This window comes from Clostridium cibarium (genome assembly GCF_014836335.1).
GTDB classification, from domain to species: domain Bacteria; phylum Bacillota; class Clostridia; order Clostridiales; family Clostridiaceae; genus Clostridium; species Clostridium cibarium.
The window spans coordinates 168,453-192,159 of sequence record NZ_JACSRA010000003.1 but is presented as its reverse complement, the minus strand read 5'-3'; the positions used below and the strand labels follow the sequence as shown (position 1 = coordinate 192,159).

The following is a 23,707-nucleotide window of genomic DNA, read 5'->3' as shown; positions in this document are numbered from 1 at the left end:
CCTATAGTTCCATCATCTAAATAAACCTCAACTTCAACTGTTGGAAAACATCTAGAATCTAATATTTGTCTTCCTACGATATCAACAATTTCAACATAACTTTTCACAAAAGTCCCTCCTTTAATTTCTTATATTACCTAAAATTATCTAGTTTAATAACAAGAATAGTATTTGTAAAACTTAATTAATCTATTCTCTATTTATTGCAAAAATTTCTTTAGATAAAATTAAAGAAAGTCTTCTTCGTTATTTCTCTTATACTTTGATTTTAACTTTTCTTTTGCCCAATACTTATCGAATTTATATCTCCACTCTTTTCCAACCTTTATATCTATTTCATACATAAATATAAAAAATTCATCAAGCACTTCAAGTTTCATAAGTCCCTTCATTAGATGCCTTGGGAAATCTACATGTCTTGAAAAACATTTTTTAGGGTCAATAATCTTCACATTATTTCTTTCCCCTACCATAATATCTTTACATCTAGTATCTATTTTAGAAAACCCTAATTTTTTAAACTCTTTAGTTAGTTTATATATATTATAGATAAGATCCTTATTTAAGCCATATTTTTTTATGTATTTATCAAGCTGCAATCCATCAACCTTTTCCCTAACAATATATAACTTACCTAACTCATATACTTTTGGAAAATACTTAGAGCCATTTCCTTTAGCAAGGGCTTTAGATTCATCTAGACATACCTTTTCTTCTACAAAAAGCTTTATGACTTTGTCTTCAGGCAAACTATAAACAACTCCATTATTCCCTTGTCCTAAAAAAACAGCTTCTTTAAAGAGCTCTTCTGTTTTCTCGTCAAAAGGAGCAGAATAACAATGATACTTCTTCATATACCTCTATACCTAATTATTGCTCTCATTATATTTGTATGCTATAAGAATATCGCCTATGCAGCCTACTTGTTATTACTAGTTAAAAAAGCTAACAATAAATGTACTTCCCTTTCCTTCTTCACTAATAAGTTTAATTTCTCCATCCATTTCTTCAATAATACTCTTAGATAAAGATAAGCCAATCCCAATACTTTTAGGATTACTACTATTTTCTCCTTTATAAAACCTCTTAAAAATTTTTTTCTGTAATTCCTCAGAGATTCCTCTTCCATTGTCTTTAATGTATATCTTTGTTATCAATGGTCCTTTATTTACTTGTATTTTCACCTTTCCCCCAATGTCTGTATGCTCTATAGCATTTTTTATTATGTTGGATAAAGCCTCTGCTAGCCACTCCTTATCATGAATGACTTCTGCATTTACTTCGCCTTCCACAATCAGCTCTTGATCTTTCTTTTTGGACTCTTGCAATAATGAAGAAATAGCTAGTTCTATAGTCTCTTTTAAAGGTTGTTTTTCCTTTTCAAATCTAATAGCATTTGCTTCTATTCTTCCTACCTTTAAAAGATTCATAATAAGCCATTCCATCCTTCCTAGTTGTTCCTCTGACTTATCTAAAAACTTTACCCTATCTTCATAAGGCATATTTTCATTTTCTCTTAAAAGGTCATTAAACATGACTAGGGATGCTAGTGGTGTTTTTAATTGATGTGATATATCTGATAAAAAGTCTTTTAACTTTTCTTTATCATATCTTAAGAGTTCAATTGAATTATTTACCCTATCTCCCATGTAATTAAGGGATGATATTAATAATGCCATCTCCCCTTCTTTATAGTCTCCATCAATCTCTCTAAACTCCCCATTTGACATAGCTCCAGTACTTTCAACTATCTCATTTATCTTTATATAAATTCTCTTTAATTCTTTTACAAAACAAAAATACAATATTACTAAAAACACTACTAATATTGGAATGAATATTAACAACATGTTCTTTAATATTCCTTGTACTATTTCATCTGAATCTAAAGTAATATTCTCATCATATCCATAACTACTTAAAAACTCTTTAGCCTTACTTATTTCTTCTGAGCTTCCTTTCTCATAGAAATTTTTTATTATATCAGTATCTTTTTTACCTTCTAAAATATTAGATAAAATAACAGCATTCTGATTAATGAGAGTTTTACTTATATTTTTAGCAATAATAAATGAAGCTAGCCCTATAGCAATTATCCCAATAATCAAAATAATCATGAACTTACCTGTTACTTTTCTAGCTTCTGGATTTCTATAAAATTTTAATGAATCCATTTATATCCTACTCCCCTTACAGTTTCAATATAAGGATTACTTTTATCCTCTAAAAGCTTTTCTCTTAATCTTTTTATATAAACTGTTAATGTCTTCTCTTCTATAAAGTCACCTTCTATATCCCAAAGTTTTTCTAAAAGCTGCTTTCTTGTTAATACGTTGCCCCTATTTTCTAATAGCAATAATAAAAGTTTATATTCAGCTGAAGTTAAAAAAATCTTCTCACCACTCTTATATACTTCATACTTAAGTGGAAATACTATTAAATCTCTATAAGTAATTTTTTCTTCTGTTCCTACTGATTTTCTTCTTGCTACAGCATTAATCCTTGCAATAAGTTCTCTAACCCTAACTGGCTTAGTTAAATAATCATCTGCCCCCATATCTAATCCTAAAACTATATTAACTTCCTCATCACAAGCTGTTAAAAAGATTATAGGGGTTTCATTACTTCCTCTTACCTCTTTACAAAAATCATATCCACTTCCATCTGGTAAAGTTACATCTAACAATATCATATCTATATCTAAATCTTGAAAATCTTCTCTTGCTTTTTTTAATGTTGAAGCATGAACTACTTCAAAGCCTTCATTTTTTAACGAATATTCTATGCCCATGGCTAACGTCATATCATCTTCTACTAATAAAATCTTCATTTTACCCTCTCCTTATAGTTCTTTACTAATATTATACATTATTTTCACAGCAAAAAAGGACTTAAAAAAGTCCTTTTACAAATTTCTATTTATTCATCATCACTTATACCTTCAACGATAGTAAGTTTTTTAAGTCTTCTTAGTGGAACTAATGTTGAAAGGTAAGTTACAGCAATAGCTACTACTATAGAAGCTGCAAATGGTATTACTGCAAAATTATACTTGATATCTGCAATACCTCCTCCAAGTTTTATTAATAAGCCAAGTAATAGTGCTGAAACTATTCCGCCTACTATGGAAGCTATTATTCCATAAAGAGTTCCTTCAAGCATTACGCTCTTTCTAAGCTGATTTTCCTTCATTCCTATAGCCCTAAGGGTAGAGAATTCTTTTTTTCTTAATAATAAGTTAGTTGAAATTGTATTAAATATATTAACTACTGAAATAACTGTTACTATAATTATAAAACAATATACAAAGAATTCTATTTGTCCATATAATTGTTCAACCTTTTTCATTTCATTTCCAATATCAGCATAATTATATCCCTTACTATCTTTTACTTCATCAAAATACTTCACAGCATTTTCTCTAGCTTCCTTATCCCCATTAAAAGTGAAAAATAGTTTATTTGGTGAAAACTCTCCAAAATACTTAGTATAAATATCTTTATGCATCATAAATTCAATTTTATCACCATATAAAAATTGTCCTTCTAAAGGGTCTTTTTCCAATATTGCTACTATAGGCACCTCATAATATTGATTATTTTTTATAGCTTCATTTATTTTTTCATCACTTGCTTCCGGGTTTTTATTATTATAGTTCTTTAATTTTGGTACCTTTATCTTATCTCCAACTTTGTAATTAGTAACCCTTACTATTTCCTTAGTCCCATCTTTATGTGTTACACTTCTACCATCAATTAAAATTATTCCATCACTTTCTAGTTTTTCTAAATCAAACTTTCCTTCTGATATATATTTTTCTGCTAGTTTAATCTCCTTGTCTCCACATATATATGTGCTAGTATTATTTAGTATACTGAAATTATCTATTTCCTTATTCATAGACTTAAATTCTGTTTTCTCTTCAAAATCCTTATTTAATGAATCCTTTGAAATAGGCATTCTAGTATCTTGCATATTGAATTCATAGGTATCTTTAATAAATTCTTTTTCTTTAATCTCATTTACTTCATTTTGGGTAAATCCTTCTTGATTTACTTTCCCTAATTGAGAATCAAAAAATATATCTCCATACATTTGATTTACAGATTGTTTCGCATAATCCAAAAATCCATAAAATACATTAAACATTATAATTGATATAGTTAAAGCTATAACTGTTATTATAAATCTTACTGGCGTTCTTCTAATATTCTTATATGCTAGACTTCCTTCAATACCAAATATTTTTTCTATAAGTCTTCCTCTTCGTCTCTTTAATTTACCAAGCTTTATTTCATTTTTATTCCTCATAGCTTCAACTGCTGAAACTTTTCTCGCTTTTCTAGCTGGTCCCAATATAGAAATCCATATTGTTAATGATACTAAAGCTACTGTCACAGCTATAATGCTTGGATAAAATTGCACTTTAAAGTTATCCATAAACATTAAACTATCACCGATAAATAACTTAACTCCTATTACAAGAGAAAAATATCCTATTAAGCAGCCTAAAGGCAGTGCAATTACTCCCATTATGGCTCCTTCTTTTAGTATAATCCTCTTTATTTGTTTAGGTGTTGCACCGATAGCCTTAAGCACTCCAAAATATTTTATTCTCTCTATAACTGATATATTAAATGAGTTATATATAACTGTAATTGTACATATCATTATTACAACTATTACAAATGCAGCCATCTTATATAAAGATGAAGTAATGCCTTCTGAAGCTCCATTTCCTGTTAGATAAAGCAACTCATTATTATTTGCTAAAGTTCCGTCTTTCAACTCTATACTTGCGTCTTTTATAACTTTATTTATTATATCCTGTTTATTTTTAGATGATTTTAAATTTACATAAACATTATAATTCTTACTACTATCGAAACTATCTGTATATCCAGTGAAAACTAATGGTCCATCTGAAATATAAAGTTTTTGCTCTGATACACCTACTATATTAATATTTGTAGTCCTACCATCTTTATTTGCTAATGTGATCTTATCCCCAACTTTAACCTTTAAAATGTTTTTCACATTAACATCAACTATTACTTCTCCTTGTTTCTCTGGTTCTCTTCCATCCAAAATTTTATTTGTATATATCTTATCAAAATAATCTTTATTTCCTTTTTCTAACGAAACTATTTTATCACTACCTGAAATAGAATATTGATCTCCAGATTCATATATGGAACTATCCTTAATTTCTGCATTATTGATAATCTTATCCATTTGTTCTGAATTTATATTTTTAATTTTAAATTCATAATCAGCTTGAGCTCTTTCACTTGCAATCATTGAATCTCTAAAACTTAGTAAAAAGGTTCCAACTGCAAATATTAATACAGTTGCTAAAATTATACCTAGGATAGTTAATGCTGATCTTTTTTTATTTTCTTGCATATATCTATTAGATATTTCACTATAGTTCTTCATAGCATTCTCCTCCTATTTAACTACTTTTCCATCTTTTATTTTGATAATCCTATCTGTATTTTCAGCAACACTCAAATCATGTGTTATAACTATTGCTGTTTGATTATATTTTCTAATAGATACTTTTAACATCTCCATAATTTCTTTTGAATTTTCACTATCTAAGTTTCCTGTAGGTTCATCAGCTAATATTATTGCTGGCTTATTAATTAATGCTCTAGCTATTGCTACTCTTTGTTGCTGTCCACCTGAAAGTTCTGATGGTAAATGATTTAATCTATCTTCAAGTCCAAGTGTTTTAATTAAATCTTTATAATATTCTTCATCGACTTTTTGATGATCTAAAAGTGCTGGCATCTTAATATTTTCCTCTACTGATAACACTGGAATTAAATTAAATGATTGAAATACAAAACCAATTTTTCTTCTTCTAAAAACTGCTAAGTTTCCTTCATTTAAACTATAAATATCTTTACCATCTATAATTACTTTTCCGCCAGTTGGCCCATCTACCCCTCCGATTTGGTGAAGAAGTGTACTTTTCCCTGATCCACTTGCTCCAATTATGGCCACAAACTCTCCTTTTTCAATCTCTATATTTACATTATCTAATGCAACAACCTTATTGTCTTTTTTTCCATAGACTTTACTTAAATTTTCTGTTTTTATTACTATCATTACTATTTCCCCTCTCAAATATTACTTACTATACATAGATAATAATATTTCAATATTACAAAAAGGTATAATAAATTATTACAATTCTGTAATAAAGCCCTGAAGAAGTGATACCTTACTAATATTACTAAAGCTCTGTATGAAGAAAATGTTGTTTCTTTAGCATTTACATATTTTCTTTTATATCTCTGATTTTTTTGGTTGTAAGGAAATTATTTTCTTTTAATAACTCATATGTTATATCCATATAATCAATCTTTTTTTCTAAATAAAATAGTATAAACCAACTTAAATATTTCTTTAAATATTTTGTTCCTATTCCATGAAAACAACTCATCCATATATTTAAGTTACTTCTGAAATATTTAATGCAATTATCAACTTTACCCTTTTTCTTTTTCATTCCATTGTTATGTTTTTTAGCTATTGCTTGTAAATATCTATCTCCATATGCAGTAATGTATGAATTCTTATATATTTTTGAATATATCTTTTCCTGAAAACTTCGGAAATTCCAAACTTTTTTGCATATAGGAGTTACTAATATTGAATCCTTGTTGCCTCTAGCTGCTATTATCCAAATATCTTCTCTTTTTGAAGTCGTTATATTTCGTTTTCCCTTGAAATTTTCTTTTACTGCACCTTTTCCAATATGAACATTATCGCAAAGCTCACTTGGATTTACTTCTTTCATAAATCCATTTAGTATCTTATGCCTCCAGTAAAATGCAGTTCCTAAACTAATTTTCAATTTTTCTGCACAATATCTTAATGATCTTTTTTCCATCATCAGCTCCATAAATTCAATCCACTTTTTAGAGCTCTTCTTCGAATAACTCCATATTGAATTAGTTGTTAATGAAAAAGTTTTACCGCAACTTTTTGATTTACACTTAAATCTTTGAATTTCTTTATAACTTCCATACTTTATATAATTTGTAGATCCACAAATTGGACAACACTTTATCTGTTTCTTATTAAATAAATCCTTTTTTATTATCAAATCTATCTTATATTCTAATTTTATCAAGTTTGGATCAAACTGTATCAAAACAATCACCTCATTTTAATACTATCCATATTGATCACTTCTAAACATTACCAACACTTTTTTAATACAGATTCCCAATAATTTGATTATGGTATATATTTCTCTGCTCTTTTTATAGCAAAATAAAAAAGCCATCTCATTTTCAGAGATAGCTTTCTAATTTACATGCTTTATCTTATTCAGAAATTAAACATTCTCCAGTCATTTCTGCTGGCACTTCAACTCCCATAACATTTAACATTGTTGGAGCAATATCTGCAAGCTTTCCAGCTTTAAGATTTCTTCCATTAACATTGTTTGTTACCCAAATAAATGGAACTGGATCTGTAGTGTGTGCAGTAAATGGATTTCCTGTTGAGAAATCTATCATAGTTTCAGCATTTCCATGGTCAGCTGTAATAAATAATGTACCATCCTTTTCAAGTATCTTATCTACTACCTTTCCTAAACATTCATCTACAGTTTCTACTGCTTTAACTGCAGCATCAACAATTCCTGTATGACCAACCATATCTGGGTTAGCATAGTTAAGTATAATCATATCATACTTATCTTCATCTATTCTATTTAATAGTTCATCTGTAACTTCATATGCTGACATTTCTGGTTTAAGATCGTATGTTGCAACCTTAGGTGATGGAATAACTTTTCTATCTTCACCTTCATTTTCTTTTTCAACTCCACCGTTAAAGAAGAAAGTAACGTGAGCATACTTTTCAGTTTCTGCTATTCTAAGTTGCTTCAATCCTTTTGAAGAAATATATTCTCCTAAAGTATTAGCAAGAGTTTGTGGCTTAAATGCTACATTAACTCCCTCTAAAGTCTTATCATATTGAGTCATAGTTACAAATGTAAGATTTAAAGTTTCTCTCTTAAATCCTTCAAAAACCTTATCGTTTATAGCTCTAGTTAACTCTCTAGCTCTATCTGGTCTAAAGTTAAAGAATATAACTGAATCTCCATTTTTTATAGTTGCTGTTGCATTTCCGTCCTTTGTAACTACACATGGTAATACAAATTCATCTGTTTTATTGTCATGGTATGACTTATCCATAGCTTCAACAGCTGAAGAAGCAGTTTCACCTTTACCTAATACTAATGCATTATAAGCAAGTTCAACTCTTTCCCATCTGTTATCTCTATCCATAGCATAGTATCTACCACTTATTGTAGCTATTTCTCCTACACCAACTTCCTTCATCATAGCTTCTGTCTTTTCAACAAAATCTTTTCCTGATGATGGAGGTACGTCTCTACCATCCATAAATGCATGAACATAAACCTTTTGAAGTCCTTCTTTTTTAGCAAACTCTAAAAGACCTCTTAAATGATCAACATGTGAGTGTACCCCACCGTCTGATAACAATCCCATCAAGTGCAATGAAGTGTTATTTTCTTTTGCATTTTTCATTGCTTTTAGTAAAGCTTCGTTACTAAAGAAATCTCCATCTGCAATTGATTTAGTAATTCTAGTAAGTTCTTGATATACTATTCTTCCTGCTCCTATATTTAAATGTCCTACTTCTGAATTTCCCATTTGTCCTTCTGGAAGACCAACTGCCATTCCACTCGCTTGAAGTTCAGAATTTGGATATTCTTTCATTAATCTATCGAAATTAGGTTTCTTTGCTAATGCTACTGCATTTCCTTCTGATTTTGGTGCTATTCCAAAACCGTCCATTATCATTAACATAACTGGTTTCTTTGCCATGCCTATACCTCCATTATATTTATCTCTATACTGTTATTGTTTATTCTTTAACACAATTTTATTATATTATTTTTTAAATACCTTTGCAACTTTGTAAAGGTATACCTAAATATAAAACATAGCCGAATCTAAAGTCCCATTTTTATATTCCTCAACAAGATCTGCAAGTGTAATATTATCTGTAAGTTTATTAAAACTTTCATCCAATTTATCCCACAAGTTATTTTTTATTACGTTAATTGCATTTTGATCACACTTCATGCTGTTGTCAAAAACTACATTAATCAAATTACTATCTAACGCATTTAATATTGTTGAAATTTTTAAATATTCAGGCTTTGTAGTTAAGCTATATCCCCCTTGAGCTCCTTTTGTTCCATTTATTATCCCAGCTTGGCGAAGAGGCGTTAAAATTTGTTCTAGGTAATTTTTTGAAATTCCTTGTCTTTCAGAAATACTAATTACAGTAACAACTTCACCACTACTAGAATTTGTTGCTATGTCTATTAAAGCTACAAGACCGTATTCAACCTTTGTAGATATCTTCATATATAAATCCTCCACATATCTAAAAGGGTTCTTTCCCTTTGATTTTTATTCAAGTATACCATAAACTCACTTATTTCCTCAATACAAAGTCTATCTTTCTTATCAGAATACTTTAGTTAATGGCAAAATAATAAAAACCATGCAAATCACCTTTAACAGCTTAACAATTTGCATGGTTCTTTATTACTAATATCTAAAATTCTAGAAATTTACGATTTGAGCAAAATCAGTAGCAACTAAGCTTGCTCCACCAACTAAAGCTCCATCTATATCAGACATAGCCATTTGATCTTTTATTGTGTTTGGCTTAACTGATCCACCGTATTGGATTCTAACCTTATCAGCAACTTCAGCACCGAACATTTCAGCAACAACTCCTCTAATAGCAGCTATTGTTTCATTTGCTTGTTCCTTAGTAGCAGTTTTTCCAGTTCCTATAGCCCAGATTGGTTCGTAAGCTATAACTACTTTCTCAGCTAAATTTTTGTCTAATCCATCTAAATCAGCTTTAATTTGAGCAGAAATAACTTGATTAGTTGTTCCATTTTCTCTTTGTTCTAAAGTTTCTCCGCAACAAAGCATTGGAATTAAGTTATGTGCAAATGCAACCTTAACCTTCTTGTTTAAAGCTTCGTCAGTTTCATTGAAGTATTCTCTTCTTTCACTATGTCCTAAAACAACATAGTCTACTCCCATAGCTTCAAGCATTCCTGGAGCAACTTCTCCTGTGAAAGCTCCTTTTTCTTCAAAGTGCATGTTTTGAGCACCAATCTTTATATTTGATCCTTTAGCAGCCTTTATAGCAGCATCTAAACAAACAAAAGTTGGACATATTACTACTTCACAAGTAGCATCTTTAACTAATGGTTTTAATTCATTTATAACTTTAACAGCTTCTTCTGGAGTATAATGCATTTTCCAGTTTCCAGCTATAACAGGTTTTCTCATTCAAATCACCTCAAAATTTAATTTTATATCTGTCTTATTATTTATCGTTTAATGCATCGATTCCTGGTAAAACTTTACCTTCTAAGAATTCAAGAGAAGCTCCACCACCAGTTGATATGTGAGTCATCTTATCTCCAAATCCTAAGATATTTACAGCAGCAGCAGAGTCTCCTCCTCCGATAACTGTTGTAGCATCTGCATCAGCCATAGCCTTTGCAACTGCAATAGTTCCCTTGTTGTAGTTTTCAAATTCAAATACTCCCATAGGTCCATTCCATATAACTGTCTTAGCATCTTTTATAGCATCTGCATAAAGAGCATCAGTCTTAGGTCCGATATCTAGTCCCATGTTTCCTGCTGGAATATTTTCATCAGCTGTAACTGTAGCTTCAACATCCTTAAATTCAGTAGCAACTCTGTGATCTACTGGTAATAAGAACTTAACTCCCTTAGCTTTAGCCTTTTCAATCATTTCCTTAGCATAGTCTAATCTATCTTCTTCAACTAATGAAGTTCCGATTTCATATCCTTGAGCCTTTAAGAATGTGTAAGCCATTCCTCCACCAATGATTAATGTATCAACTTTATCTAATAAGTTGTTTATAACAGCAATCTTATCTGAAACCTTAGCTCCTCCAAGTATAGCAACGAAAGGTCTAACTGGTGAGTTTACAGCTTCTCCTAAGAACTTTAATTCTTTTTGAATTAAGTATCCACATACAGCTGTATCTAAGTAATTAGTTACACCAACAGTTGAGCAGTGAGCTCTGTGAGCTGTACCAAATGCATCGTTAACAAATATATCAGCAAGTGAAGCTAATTCTTTAGAGAATTCTTCAACATTCTTAGTTTCTTCTTTTCTGCATCTTGTATTTTCTAATAATACAACGTCTCCGTCCTTCATAGAAGCAACAGCTTTTTTAGCATTTTCTCCTACAACTTCTTCATCTCTAGCAAAAACAACTTCTTTACCTAACATTTCACTAAGTCTTGTAGCAACTGGTGCTAAAGATTTAGAAGCATCTTTTCCTAAATGTGAACAAAGAATTACTTTTGCTCCATTGTTTACTAAATACTTTATAGTTGGAAGTGCTCCATTTAATCTATTTTCATCAGTTATTACTCCATCTTTTAATGGCACATTAAAATCACATCTAACTAATACTTTTTTACCTTGAACTTGGATATCTTCGATAGTTTTCTTATTAAAACTCATTATTTTCACCTCATAATATTTCTTTATTTTAAAACAGTCTGGCTTTATAGCCTTATACTACAAAACCAGACTTATTTTTAATCTTTAAATACTTGTAACTAAATACTTAAATTACTTTAAGAAGTTAGCGAAGTGCTTTATAGTTCTAACCATTTGGCTAGTGTATGAATTTTCATTGTCATACCATGCAACTGTTTGAACTTGGTATAAATCTTCTCCGATTTTAGAAACCATTGTTTGAGTTGCATCGAATAATGAACCATACTTGATTCCAATGATATCAGAAGATACTAATTCTTCTTCAGTGTATCCGAAAGAATCATTAGAAGCAGCCTTCATAGCAGCATTAACGCTTTCAACTGTAATGTCTTTTCCTTTAACAACTGAAACTAAGATAGTTGTAGAACCAGTTGGAACTGGAACTCTTTGTGCAGAACCGATTAATTTTCCGTTTAATTCTGGAATAACTAATCCGATAGCTTTTGCAGCTCCTGTTGAGTTAGGAACTATGTTTACAGCTGCTGCTCTAGCTCTTCTGAAGTCACCTTTTCTATGTGGTCCATCTAATACCATTTGATCTCCAGTGTAAGCATGGATTGTTGACATAATACCAGTTTGAATTGGTGCTAAATCATTAAGTGCTTTAGCCATTGGAGCTAAACAGTTAGTTGTACAAGATGCAGCTGAAATTATATTATCATCAGCAGTTAATATATCATGGTTTACATTGAATACAACTGTTGGAAGATCGTTTCCAGCTGGAGCTGAAATAACAACTTTCTTAGCACCTGCATTGATATGTGCTTGAGATTTTGCTTTAGATACATAGAATCCAGTACATTCAAGTACAACGTCTACTCCGATTTCTCCCCAAGGAAGTTTAGAAGCATCAGCTTCAGCATAAATCTTAATTTCTTTTCCATTAACAACGATAGAAGATTCTTTAACTTCTACTGTTCCTTCATATCTACCTTGAGATGAATCATATTTTAATAAGTGTGCTAACATCTTAGGATCTGTTAAGTCGTTGATTGCAACAACATCATACCCCTCTGCTCCGAACATTTGTCTGAATGCAAGACGTCCAATACGTCCAAATCCATTAATTGCTACTTTAACATTTGCCATTAAAATTACCTCCTAAAAATGTATTTATAAAAATTATTTTTTATAAACTAAATTAAATTATTCATGGTCTTCTTTAAAATCTCTAAGATTTCTCTACCAGCAGCTTCATCAGTAACAAGAATACCATTAGTATTATTACGTTGAGTCGAAATTATTGACTCGACTTTATTTTTCCCACCCGCAACAGCAATATGTGTGTTAATTTTTCTTGCCTCTTTTATATTAATTCCAATTGGGGTAGTTTGAGATACAACCTTTGAGTCTTTATTGAAATAACAACCAAAAGCCTCGCCTATAGCACCTAAGTCTATAAGTCTATTAATCTCTTCCTCTGCTGCTCCTCTTTTAATTGCCATATCTCTAGCATTACCTATACCATAAATTAATATGTCTGCTTTATGAATACAATCAATTACTTCCTTAATCTCCTTCTCCTTTAATAAAGAATCTAAAATATCTAAAGAAAGATTTTCAGGAATGTGGAGCATTTTGTAGCTTCCATTTATCTTTTCGGCAAAAGATGCTGCTAAGGTATTAGCTTGTGTTTCTACCTTTCTTCCCATGCCGCCTCTTGCTGGAACTACTAATATATTTGAAAAGTTATTTAACCTTGGAAAGGCTTCAACAACTTCTTTCAACGTACTTCCTCCAGTTAAAGCAATTATACTATTATCCTTAATAATATCTTTAACATAATTCGAACAAGCTTTACCTAGTTCTTTTAAAATTATTGGATTCTCATCAACATCTCCTGGAACAATGATGACTTTTCTTAAATGTAATAAAGATTTAATTTGGCTTTCAATTTCTGATAATCCTTTTATCTCATGTATAAAGTCCTTAAGCTCATTAACTATCTCTTCACCACTATCTGTCACAGTCATACCTGGAGTATTTATATCAATAAGTCCTTGCGCTTTTAAAAGGCTAATTTCTGTTCTGACTATTCTCTCACCAAGATTTAGTTCATTTGCCAGTATTCGTCTGCCAATTGGTTGATTATAGTAAATAGTTCTTAGTATATTGTACCTTTTTTCTAACACTTCTACAAGCTCAGGAACTATCTTCTTTTGAAGTCGTAATATTTCCTTCAATGTAAACACTCCTTTGGGCTTATAACGTCCCACTCTCTTTTTTTTCGTCCCACATGTATCATTATAATGCAATATTATAGATTTTAAAAGAGTTTATATGAATTTTTTAAAAATTCTTCTTATTGTGTATAAAGATTCATGCTATTTTTATTATTGGAATACAAAGAAAATCTCAGTAAACTAACCTCTTTATGTGAGTCTACTGAAGATTATTCCTATATTCTTTTTCTTTTGCTTGATGATTTGATTTGTAATTCTTCTCTGTATTTTGCTACAGTTCTTCTTGATATATTTATATTTTTATCATTTAGATAATCACAGATATATTGATCTGAAAAAGGTTTTGTCTTATCTTCCCCATTAATAAGTTCCTTTATGCTATTTTTTATTCTAAAAACCGCAACATCATCCTCGCCTTTGGTCGAAGTCATTCCTGTAGTAAATAAACTTCTAATTTTTACTGTACCAAAAGCAGTTAAGATATATTTATCTTTTATAGCTCTACTTATAGTAGACTCATGCATCCCAATTTCTTCTGAAATATACTTTAACGTCATTGGTTTTATGTAGTTAATTCCGTATTTGAAATAATCTTCTTGATTTTCAACTATTTTTTTTAATACTTTATATAATGTACTTCTTCTCTGCTCTATACTTTTAATTATAAATAACGCCTTGTCCAATCTTTCTTTTACATATGCAGTAGCATCACTCTCTTTATCACTATTAACTATTTCTTTATAAGTATTACTTATAGATAAACTGGGAACTAATTTATCATTCATTATTACTAAAAATTCATCTTGTATCTTTCTTATTTCAGCGTCTGGTAATACATACTTAACTTCCTCTCCAGTATAAAAGCCCCTTGATGGCTTGGGTTCCAACTTTTTTATTATGTCTCCATATCTTTGAGCTTCTCTAGGAGATATATCTAAAGCTAACGCTATATTTTTAAATTTATTATCTGCTAACTCTTCTAAAAATTTATCTACCATTACGTACAGCTTTTCATCATTGTATCCTAGATATTTTAATTGATTATTCAAGCACTCTTTTAAGTTTCTTGCACCTATACCATATGGTTCTAAACTTTGAACAATTTTTAAAGCTTCCTCCACTAGTTTACTATCTAAATTAAGTTCTTCTGATATTTCATTAATTCCAATTTCCAAATAGCCTCTATTATCCAAACTCTCAATTATATAATCAGCAATTTCTTTTTTGAATTCATTTCCCTCTATTTCCATTACCTGCTCATGCAAATATTCTTTAAGAGATTTTTTTTGTGAGATAAAATTAAAAGGTGATACTTCTTCTTCATAATTTCCATAACTTTGAGCTCCATAATTATCAAATTCCAAATACTTTATCATTTCTTTATAGTCATACTTATCTAAATCAGTACTTTTCTTATTTTCACTAGAAATAAAATCATCCTTTATATCTAATACAGGATTTTCTTCATACTCCTCATTTATGTATTCTCTAAGTTCATTAGCTGACATTTGCAGTATCTTAATAGATAATTGCATTTCTTGAGTCAATGCTAATTTTTGTTCTTGTGCCAAATTATAAGAATAATCTATTTTCACATACTCCACCCCAACTTCACAATATAATCATTCTGCTTATTTCTCCCATGTATACATTTTCACATTCTAAATAAATAGAGGAGCTTCACTTTAGCTCCTCTACTTATTTATCAATTAGTTTTTTTCTTCGAAAAGAAGAATATTCCTGTTACATTGTTTCCTGAATGAATTCCAACTGTACAACCTACTTTTGCATTTATAAAATCAATTCCTTGTTCATTAAAATATTCCTCTATAGGACTATGAACATCTTCATTATTTAAATTTAAAAGCACTACTGGCATTCCTTCCAAACATTCATATTCATTTAAATCTTGAAGTATTCTTTTAACAGCCTTTTTACTTCCTCTAACCTTATCTTTTACTGTCATTAATCCATCTTTTACTTCTAATATTAATTTAATTCCGAGAACTCCAGTTACAACACTTACTGTCTTTGATATTCTTCCACCTTTGACTAAGTTATCTAGAGATTCAAAACATACAGAAGAGCAAAGATATTCTTTTTTCTCCTCTAAATCTGCAACTATTTCATCCACGGTTTTACCTAAATCTCTTAGTATAGCTGCTCTATAAGCTAATAGAGCTACCCCTGCAGTAACTGATTTTGAATCAATAACATGTACATCTTCACTTTCAACCATATTTTTAGCTAAACATGCTGATTGATATGTTCCGCTCATTCCAGATGAAAGATGGATAGAAATTATCTTATATCCTTCATCTAAATATTTTCTATAAGTTTCTTCAAACCTATTTGGTGTTACTTGTGAAGTATTTGGAAAAACATCTCCTCTATCTATTCTAGCGAATAATTCATTAGTATTTATTTCTATTCCATCCTTATAGCTATCTTCTCCAAAATTAATAAGTAGTGGTAATACATCTATATCTAATTTATCGAAAACTTCTTTGGGTAAATCTGCTGAACTATCTGTGATTATTTTAATTTTATCCATTTTCCTCATTCCCCTCCAACTTACTTCATGTTTGGAAATCCAAATTGTCTTAACGCTTCATACGCAATTATAGCAACTGTGTTTGATAAGTTTAAGCTTCTAGTACTACTCTTAATCATTGGTACTCTAATATTTTCAAGTGCATTATGGACCTCTTCAGGAACCCCTGCTGATTCCCTTCCAAACATTATAAAGTCTCCTTCCTTAAATGAGACTTCATCGTAATGTTCTCCCCCATGAGTTGAAGCTAAAAATATTCTATTATCTCCGTATTTATCCATAAAGTCTTCATAACTTTCATGAACTTCTAACTTTAAATCTTTCCAGTAATCTAAACCCGCTCTTCTTAAATGTTTTTCATCTAGTTCAAAGCCTAATGGCTTAATTAAATGTAATTTTGAATCTGTTAATACACATGTCCTTGCAATATTACCTGTGTTCTGTGGTATTTCAGGTTGATATAAAACTATATTTAAATTCAATGCTCTATCCTCCATACAACCGTCTATTTAATATTACTCAAATGATACTACATAAATATGTAATTAGTCAAAACCTTTTACAAGCAACTTAATATAATAACGCACTATATCCTTTGTTTATTTACATATATCACTTCTTAATCTAAAACAAACTTTTTTATTGCTTTTGCAACTCCATCATTATAATTTGTATCTGTTATATAATCTGCAACATCTTTTAATTTAGAAACTGCATTTCCCATAGCAACACCTATTCCTGCATATTTAATCATAGAAATATCATTTTCATTGTCACCAATACACATTATCTCTTCTCTTTTTATCTTTAAGTCTTCAGCTAATATTTCTACTGCCTTTCCCTTTGAAATTCCATTAGAGCTTAATTCAATAGAATATTCTCCTGAACCAAAAATAGCTAGATCACTTTTTTCTTCAATCTCTTTTTTAAATGATATTATTCTTCTTCTATCTTTAGAGTAGATGACGCATTTAACTATTTCTTCACTATACTTTCTAAACTTTTCAATTGATTTTTTATAACTTATACATTTATCAAGATTTATGCCATATTCTTTATCTTTATTAAAGTTTACGTATATACTTCCTATGATATATCCAAGCAAGCCATTTGTAATAATGGTATCCTTTGTATAAAAATGCACCGTAACTTTATGCTTTTTTGCCATTCTCATAATATCAATACATTTTTTATAATCAAGTTTATTACAAAATATCTCTCGCTTAAACCCTCTATCCATTATTACTGCTCCATTAGCTGCAATTACTGGACAATTTACACCTATGCTTTTTGATATTTGTACTGCATTATTGTATATCCTTCCAGTTGTTATTACTATTTCTATTCCTTTTTCATGGGCTTCTTTAATGGCTTGTCTACAATTTGTAGTTATCACTTTCTTTTTGTTTGTAAATAAGGTTCCATCTAAATCTATACATATCATCTTTATATTCATAAATTATCCTCTTATACTTCTTAATACTACGAATGTTGCTTATAACTATCAGTGGATATAAGTTCTCTATTTATTTCTTTTCCATTTTGATAAGTTACTTGATAAGATTTTGCTCTAATATTCCCTTCTGCATCAGTTCCTAAATTCTCACTTTTTAATTCATAAGTCTTTCCACCCAAAGCATTTGGATTTCCATAGATATTAAATGTAATTGTTCCGCCCCCACCTATGCCTTCAATATATATTGGAAAATCATAAGTATTTTTAAACTTATAGTCTAAAGACCCCCAAGAAACAGTTGCATCCAATCCAGGTTCTGAATAACCAACTAGCATCATATGATTATGACGTTCAACAGACCTAATATTTGATCTCATTATTGCCCTGTATAAAGTAGTACATACTTGGCATATTCCACCTGCCTCAACTTGTTCAACTTTACCATTTACATACCCACCAGCAAAAGAATATTTTCCACGACCTTTTTGGGATATATCTGAATAACTGAAGGTTTGTCCTGGCATTAAAATAGTACCATTTACTAATGATGCTGCAATTTCTAAATTACTCCCTCTATCTCCAACAGCATAATTTGTTGAAAATGTGGACATTTTTCCAGATATCTTTGATAATTGTTCCTTCGTAATATCTGCTTTTTTCTCTTTCATGTCTAATGAAATATTAGTTTCACCATGTATGTCATTATTTATAGCATTCTTGAATTTTTCCTCAATTCCATCAGTATTTAATTCATACCCATTACTATCAGGAACTACTTCTATCTTATCACCATTAACAGAAATTCTTGCATTTTTAGGCGATACATTAACTTTCTTCTTAACTTCTTCAATTATTTGCTGCGTTTTATTTTCATCATAAGTAAGATCTAAGTCAATTTCATAATTTTTATTATTTCTAATTATAGAACCTTTTTGAAAAAACCATTTATCTTTCCCATAGCTAAGTGCTTCCTCTACAGCCTTATCTATATTATAATTTGCTGTCAAATCCTTATAGGTATAACTAAAAGTCTTTTTTCCAACATTTATATTAAGTTTTTTTTCTCCTAACTTAGTTTTAAAATTATCATTTAATATTTGACTTGCCTCTTCTTTACTTTTACCTCCTAATTCTACATCTTTGACATCAACGCCTGGGTAAACTTTATTCTCCCAGTCTTTTATAAGACCTTGATTAGACATGGAATATGCTAAAAAACCCGAAAAAATAATAACTATAATTCCTAATATGATAATTTGAAAATTTCTACTTTTCGACATAGATATATTCTTTACTTGACTTCCCAAAACTTCATCCCCTTCTATGATTGTTTATATAAAAATATATATTATTACCTTTTAATTATATATTATACCGAAAGAAATTATAAGATATCATTATGTAAAATAAGGAAAACTTTTATATCAAATTCTTTATTTCATAAATGCATATATTAAAATTATTATTATCTTAAATAGTTAATTTTAAAAATGAAAGAAGCCTATGAAAACTCCTCTCATAAGCTTCTTTACAATACTACTCTTGCTCTCCTCTTAGATGTTTCACCATCATAATCAAAAGCTTCAATAGTTATTGTGATGTTAGATCCACTTGGTACATTAAGAGTACCTTTCTTAATAACAAATTGTGTGTCTCCTTCATCAACAGTTCCTACCCAATAATTATTAACAAATAAGTTGTAGCCTAATAAATCCACATCCGGAACCCTATTCCAATTAACTACAATGTTCCCTCCATCTCTCCTTGCTGTTAGCCCTGTTACATTACTTGGTTGTGTTAATAAATCAATATTATTTGGTCCCCAGTTTGCATCTACCGGGTTTCCAACACCTCTAACATTTGCATCTTCACTATACTGCCATATTCTCCATCTAGTCCATCCTCCCTGATCTTTTGGATAAGGTGGATTTCCTGGAATTTTAGTATACATAGCAATCCAAAGAGGCATATTTCTTAACGGAAATCCTCTTCCCGGAACCTGAAAATTATCGTATATCTCTATAAAAAAAGCTCCTGTATAAAGCATTAATCTTCTTCTTGTCTTTCTTTCAAACCTTTTTCTAAACCTATCTATCCAATTTACCAAAGCTGCTGTAGAAATAGTTTTATCAACAGGTGTTTCAATATCAAGTACAGGGAAAAGATCTCCATAATCTCTAGTTCCAAAACCACGTTGTAATATATCAATAAAATCATCACACTGTAAATCTGCTGTATTCAAATCATATGATGGTATACCAAAATGATACGCTCCAACTGGTATGCCAAAATTTCTTGCTTGACGCGCAAACTCTAAAAACTTTTTATCTACTCTAAACCGTCCGGTTCCTGACCCTGAAGATCTTAAGTATAAAAAATCTATCCTTGTAGCTAAAGTCGTAAAGTTTACATTTTGTGAATATTCATTGATATCTATGCCAAATAAGCTATTGGGATTTCTATTTTGCATTTTTCCTCCAAAAGTAATAAATTATTCTCTCTATAATAGAATATTTATTTCTTTCAAAAAAGTTACTCACATTTCTAATATTTTATGCTTTCCAATTTTACATAAAAGCTTATGTCTTCTCCATAACACTCAGCCCAAATTTGACCACCATGCAATTCTACTATATTTTTTGATATAGCGAGCCCAAGTCCCGATCCTCCACTCTTCCCATTTCTAGACTCATCTAACCTATAAAATCTTTCAAAAAGCTTTGAAACTTTCTCTGGAGGTATATTTTCCCCCTTATTTCTTATTGAAATAGTGGCATATCCATCTTTTTTTGATACTCCAACAATTATATTTCCTGGCTTATATGAATACTTAATAGCATTAGTAAGCAAATTTTCAAATACCCTAAGCATCTTATCCGTATCTAAATCTACTAATACCTTTTCTTCAACGTTACTCTTTATTATAGATAACTTATTTTCTTCAAATAGTGGCGTTAACTCATCTATTAACTGAAATAAAAATTCTGTTACATTCACCTGACTTTTGTTTATCTTTATTCCATCATTATTAAGCTTTGTATATTCAAATAAATCCTCAATCAAAACTTTTAATTTTTCTGCTTTGCTAAATGCTATATCTAGATACTCATCTTTAGTTTTTTCATTATCATACCTACCATCTTTGACTAAACCTATGTATCCCATAATAGATGTAAGAGGCGTTCTTAAATCATGTGATACATTTGTTATAAGATCAGTTTTGGTTTTTTCTGCTCTTCTTTCTGCTGCTATCTTTTTATTAATCTCTTTAGACATATAATTTATATTAGCTGCAAAATTTCTTATTTCATCACTGCCCTTTTCCTGAATTTTATAATCTAAATTCCCTCCTGCAATTTGTTTCAATCCAAGGCTTATTTCATCTAAATATTTCATTTTCTTATTTGTTATTATAATAAATGCTACTATAAAAACTATGCAAGAAAGTATTAATGCTAAAAATGAATTACTAGATTCGTAATACTTGTACTTAATATATGATTTTGGCGAATCTTCATATACAAAATAGCATCTATCCTCACCTATTCTTACAGGATACACAAACTTAAGCTGTTTTCCAGAATTATTATCATAATTTACAGTACTCACCCCAGACATAAGTGAAAACAAATCTATTTTATCCTCTACAACATTAGATGATTTTTTTATTACATTTCCATCTAGGTCGGTTATATATGCCTTAGTTCCAGCATTTGACCCGATCGTAGCAAAAAATTGTTTAAAAAACTCTTCATTCTTTAAAGTTACACTCCCATCAGATTTTTGCAATCTATCTACATAACTTTTGGCAGAGTTTTCTACACTTTGAGAATCATAACTTATTGATGCTTGTTTATTTTCACTTTTCATAGCACTATTTAGAAATCCATAAAAAATGAATGACAAGACAAAACATATTGCAACAACTACCATAACCTCAAATCGTATGCTTTTCTCTATCTTTTCTCTTAGTATATCAAAATATTTTCTTGTAGGATTAAAAATTCTGCTCCTATATATCCTCTTCAAAATTCTTTCAATAAGTGGTCTCTTTTTATTTCTATCATTTATCAATTTTATACCCAACCCCCCATACTGTTTTTATAAATCTAGGCTTTCTTGGATTCTCTTCAATCTTCTCTCTAATCTTTCTTATATGCACCATTACTGTATTATCAGACTCCATGAATTCCTGATTCCAGACACTTTCATAAATATTTGAAATAGAAAATACCTTTCCACGATTTTTTGCTAAGAGTACTAAAATATCAAATTCTGTAGGAGTTAATTTAACTTCATTTTTATCTATAAAGGCCTCATGAGTTTCCAAGTTAACCTCTAAATCTTCAATTTGGATTAAATTTTTTGTATCTTCCTCAATCTTTGAATTAACGCTTGGATTTAACCTATAAAATCTTCTTAGTTGTGATTTTACTCTTGCTACTAATTCTAGAGGATTAAAAGGTTTGGTCAGATAATCATCAGCCCCCATATTTAATCCTAAAATTTTATCTACATCTTCTGATTTAGCAGATAGCATTATGATTGGCATTTCCCTTTCCTCTCTAATCTTAAGACACGTTTCTATTCCATTTAACTTTGGCATCATTATATCTAGAACAACTAAATCAATATCTTTTTCACAACTGAGAATTTGTAAAGCTTCTTCACCATCTCCGCATTTTATAGTTTCGTATCCTTCACTTTTTAAATATATTTCAACTAAATCTCTTATTTCTTTTTCATCATCTACAATTAATATCTTTTCCATTTAACTCACCCTCCACATTATCTTAATATTCATATCATAAATATTATCAGATTGGATAATTTTATTCTATATATAACATCTTAATATAAAGTTTTATAACTTCTTAATTATTTCTTAAAAAAAAGGATAAACATTTAGAAATGTTTATCCTTACCTTTTCTATCTCTTTTCTTTTAAAGATTCTTCTATTATTAGATCTAATAATCCACTAAAACTAATATTTTTTCCAGCAGCACTCTTAGGGAAAAGACTATTTTTAGTCATTCCTGGCAATGTATTCACTTCAAGTACATAAGGTATTCCATCCTCTGTTATTATCATATCAACCCTTGAGTAAACTACACATTTCAAAGCTTTAAATGTATCTAATGCCATTTCCTGAACTTCTTTGTGAAGTTTTGCTTCCAGTTCAATAACAAATTCATTAGCTCCACCATCTTGATATTTTGCTGTGAAGTCAAAAAATTCTGCGTTAGGCTTTATTGCAACAACTGGGAACATTTCATTGTTTAATATAGGACAAGTGATTTCTTCCCCTTTAATAAACTTTTCAATCATAACTTCTGTATCCCATTCAAAAGCTTCCTTAACTGACTTCTCTATATCTTTTTTCTCTTTTACGATAAATGTTGCAACACTCGATCCTCCATGAGTTGGCTTTACAACAACCGGATAACCAAGTTTATTTATTTCTTCATAGTCTATGCTTTCGCCTTTTCTAATATTTATCCATGGAGCTGTTCTAATTCCTGCTGCCTTTAATAAGCTTTTAGTCATATCCTTATCCATACAAGCCGCACTACTTAATGGTCCACAACCTGAATAAGGAATATCTAAAGTTTGAAGTACAGCTTGAACTGTTCCATCTTCTCCAAATTGCCCATGAAGTGCAAGTAAAGCAAAATCTATACCTTTCACCTTTTCTACAACATCTACTTTTTTATCTATAACTATAGGTACTATTTCATATTTATTTCTATCAATATTTTCAATTATTGATTCTCCACTCTTTAATGAAATTTCTCTTTCTGAAGAGATTCCCCCCATTATAACTCCAACTTTCATACTGTACCGTGCCTCCTAATTAATATAACATTTATTATCCTATATAA

General features: G+C 30.0%; 21 protein-coding genes. All 21 read right to left on the bottom strand.

Translation table 11 applies throughout. The features are described from left to right. Positions 1–227: 227 nt before the first annotated feature. Positions 228–854, bottom strand: coding sequence for a protein kinase (locus tag H9661_RS03175; protein WP_191767708.1), 627 nt, complete (start codon positions 852–854; stop codon positions 228–230). A 78-nt stretch (positions 855–932) separates the two neighbouring features. Next, entirely contained in the window at positions 933–2,174 is a 1,242-nt protein-coding gene (locus tag H9661_RS03170; RefSeq protein ID WP_191767707.1) for a sensor histidine kinase, read from the bottom strand. Further along, complete coding sequence (locus H9661_RS03165; protein ID WP_143318342.1) at positions 2,162–2,830, bottom strand: response regulator transcription factor; 669 nt, start codon at positions 2,828–2,830, stop codon at positions 2,162–2,164. Before H9661_RS03165 ends, H9661_RS03170 begins: the two co-directional genes overlap by 13 nt. An 89-nt stretch (positions 2,831–2,919) precedes the next feature. Then, complete coding sequence (locus H9661_RS03160) at positions 2,920–5,439, bottom strand: ABC transporter permease (RefSeq protein WP_143318341.1); 2,520 nt, start codon at positions 5,437–5,439, stop codon at positions 2,920–2,922. Positions 5,440–5,451: 12 nt separating this feature from the next. Next, complete coding sequence (locus H9661_RS03155; RefSeq protein WP_143318340.1) at positions 5,452–6,117, bottom strand: ABC transporter ATP-binding protein; 666 nt, start codon at positions 6,115–6,117, stop codon at positions 5,452–5,454. A 166-nt stretch (positions 6,118–6,283) separates the two neighbouring features. Further along, the gene (locus H9661_RS03150; protein ID WP_143318339.1) at positions 6,284–7,168 is read right to left on the bottom strand and encodes an IS1/IS1595 family N-terminal zinc-binding domain-containing protein; all 885 of its coding nucleotides are present in this window, start codon (positions 7,166–7,168) and stop codon (positions 6,284–6,286) included. Positions 7,169–7,343: 175 nt separating this feature from the next. Then, complete coding sequence (gene gpmI / locus H9661_RS03145; RefSeq protein ID WP_143318338.1) at positions 7,344–8,879, bottom strand: 2,3-bisphosphoglycerate-independent phosphoglycerate mutase; 1,536 nt, start codon at positions 8,877–8,879, stop codon at positions 7,344–7,346. 105 nt (positions 8,880–8,984) lie between these two features. Further along, a complete protein-coding gene (locus tag H9661_RS03140; protein WP_143318337.1) occupies positions 8,985–9,428 on the bottom strand; it encodes an RrF2 family transcriptional regulator in 444 nt (147 codons plus the stop codon). A gap of 201 nt (positions 9,429–9,629) precedes the next feature. Then, a complete protein-coding gene (gene tpiA / locus H9661_RS03135; RefSeq protein WP_143318336.1) occupies positions 9,630–10,376 on the bottom strand; it encodes a triose-phosphate isomerase in 747 nt (248 codons plus the stop codon). Between the two features lie 37 nt (positions 10,377–10,413). After that, entirely contained in the window at positions 10,414–11,592 is a 1,179-nt protein-coding gene (locus H9661_RS03130; protein WP_191767706.1) for a phosphoglycerate kinase, read from the bottom strand. A gap of 111 nt (positions 11,593–11,703) precedes the next feature. Next, on the bottom strand, positions 11,704–12,720 hold the full coding sequence (gene gap, locus H9661_RS03125; protein WP_143318334.1) for a type I glyceraldehyde-3-phosphate dehydrogenase: 1,017 nt from the start codon (positions 12,718–12,720) through the stop codon (positions 11,704–11,706). Between the two features lie 47 nt (positions 12,721–12,767). Next, entirely contained in the window at positions 12,768–13,814 is a 1,047-nt protein-coding gene (locus tag H9661_RS03120; RefSeq protein WP_143318333.1) for a sugar-binding transcriptional regulator, read from the bottom strand. A 215-nt stretch (positions 13,815–14,029) separates the two neighbouring features. Beyond that, entirely contained in the window at positions 14,030–15,403 is a 1,374-nt protein-coding gene (rpoN, locus tag H9661_RS03115) for an RNA polymerase factor sigma-54 (RefSeq protein ID WP_191767713.1), read from the bottom strand. Between the two features lie 116 nt (positions 15,404–15,519). Continuing rightward, the gene (locus H9661_RS03110; protein WP_143318331.1) at positions 15,520–16,368 is read right to left on the bottom strand and encodes a DegV family protein; all 849 of its coding nucleotides are present in this window, start codon (positions 16,366–16,368) and stop codon (positions 15,520–15,522) included. A 20-nt stretch (positions 16,369–16,388) separates the two neighbouring features. Next, on the bottom strand, positions 16,389–16,850 hold the full coding sequence (locus H9661_RS03105) for a tRNA (cytidine(34)-2'-O)-methyltransferase (protein ID WP_143318330.1): 462 nt from the start codon (positions 16,848–16,850) through the stop codon (positions 16,389–16,391). Positions 16,851–16,987: 137 nt separating this feature from the next. Next, positions 16,988–17,824: a Cof-type HAD-IIB family hydrolase gene (locus H9661_RS03100; protein ID WP_191767705.1), complete on the bottom strand. Its 837-nt coding sequence runs from the start codon at positions 17,822–17,824 to the stop codon at positions 16,988–16,990. Between the two features lie 26 nt (positions 17,825–17,850). Then, positions 17,851–19,131 (bottom strand): VanW family protein, encoded by a 1,281-nt coding sequence (locus H9661_RS03095; protein ID WP_185966895.1) that lies wholly within the window; start codon positions 19,129–19,131, stop codon positions 17,851–17,853. 221 nt (positions 19,132–19,352) lie between these two features. Then, positions 19,353–20,294, bottom strand: coding sequence for a glycoside hydrolase family 25 protein (locus H9661_RS03090; protein ID WP_191767704.1), 942 nt, complete (start codon positions 20,292–20,294; stop codon positions 19,353–19,355). Positions 20,295–20,368: 74 nt separating this feature from the next. Further along, entirely contained in the window at positions 20,369–21,895 is a 1,527-nt protein-coding gene (locus tag H9661_RS03085) for a sensor histidine kinase (RefSeq protein WP_423738976.1), read from the bottom strand. Further along, positions 21,888–22,595 (bottom strand): response regulator transcription factor, encoded by a 708-nt coding sequence (locus tag H9661_RS03080; protein ID WP_191767703.1) that lies wholly within the window; start codon positions 22,593–22,595, stop codon positions 21,888–21,890. Before H9661_RS03080 ends, H9661_RS03085 begins: the two co-directional genes overlap by 8 nt. Before the next feature lie 159 nt (positions 22,596–22,754). Next, positions 22,755–23,660, bottom strand: coding sequence for a D-alanine--D-alanine ligase (locus tag H9661_RS03075; protein ID WP_143318324.1), 906 nt, complete (start codon positions 23,658–23,660; stop codon positions 22,755–22,757). Between the last annotated feature and the right edge of the window lie 47 nt (positions 23,661–23,707).

Coding starts and splice junctions, on each gene's coding strand:
- H9661_RS03130 (WP_191767706.1), bottom strand. CDS start 11,592: ATGAGTTTTAATAAGAAAACTATCGAAGATATCCAAGTTCAAGGTAAA.
- H9661_RS03110 (WP_143318331.1), bottom strand. CDS start 16,368: ATGGATAAAATTAAAATAATCACAGATAGTTCAGCAGATTTACCCAAA.
- H9661_RS03170 (WP_191767707.1), bottom strand. CDS start 2,174: ATGGATTCATTAAAATTTTATAGAAATCCAGAAGCTAGAAAAGTAACA.
- H9661_RS03155 (WP_143318340.1), bottom strand. CDS start 6,117: ATGATAGTAATAAAAACAGAAAATTTAAGTAAAGTCTATGGAAAAAAA.
- H9661_RS03165 (WP_143318342.1), bottom strand. CDS start 2,830: ATGAAGATTTTATTAGTAGAAGATGATATGACGTTAGCCATGGGCATA.
- H9661_RS03100 (WP_191767705.1), bottom strand. CDS start 17,824: ATGAATATAAAGATGATATGTATAGATTTAGATGGAACCTTATTTACA.
- gpmI (WP_143318338.1), bottom strand. CDS start 8,879: ATGGCAAAGAAACCAGTTATGTTAATGATAATGGACGGTTTTGGAATA.
- H9661_RS03175 (WP_191767708.1), bottom strand. CDS start 854: ATGAAGAAGTATCATTGTTATTCTGCTCCTTTTGACGAGAAAACAGAA.
- H9661_RS03160 (WP_143318341.1), bottom strand. CDS start 5,439: ATGAAGAACTATAGTGAAATATCTAATAGATATATGCAAGAAAATAAA.
- H9661_RS03140 (WP_143318337.1), bottom strand. CDS start 9,428: ATGAAGATATCTACAAAGGTTGAATACGGTCTTGTAGCTTTAATAGAC.
- gap (WP_143318334.1), bottom strand. CDS start 12,720: ATGGCAAATGTTAAAGTAGCAATTAATGGATTTGGACGTATTGGACGT.
- tpiA (WP_143318336.1), bottom strand. CDS start 10,376: ATGAGAAAACCTGTTATAGCTGGAAACTGGAAAATGCATTATACTCCA.
- H9661_RS03090 (WP_191767704.1), bottom strand. CDS start 20,294: ATGCAAAATAGAAATCCCAATAGCTTATTTGGCATAGATATCAATGAA.
- H9661_RS03075 (WP_143318324.1), bottom strand. CDS start 23,660: ATGAAAGTTGGAGTTATAATGGGGGGAATCTCTTCAGAAAGAGAAATT.
- H9661_RS03080 (WP_191767703.1), bottom strand. CDS start 22,595: ATGGAAAAGATATTAATTGTAGATGATGAAAAAGAAATAAGAGATTTA.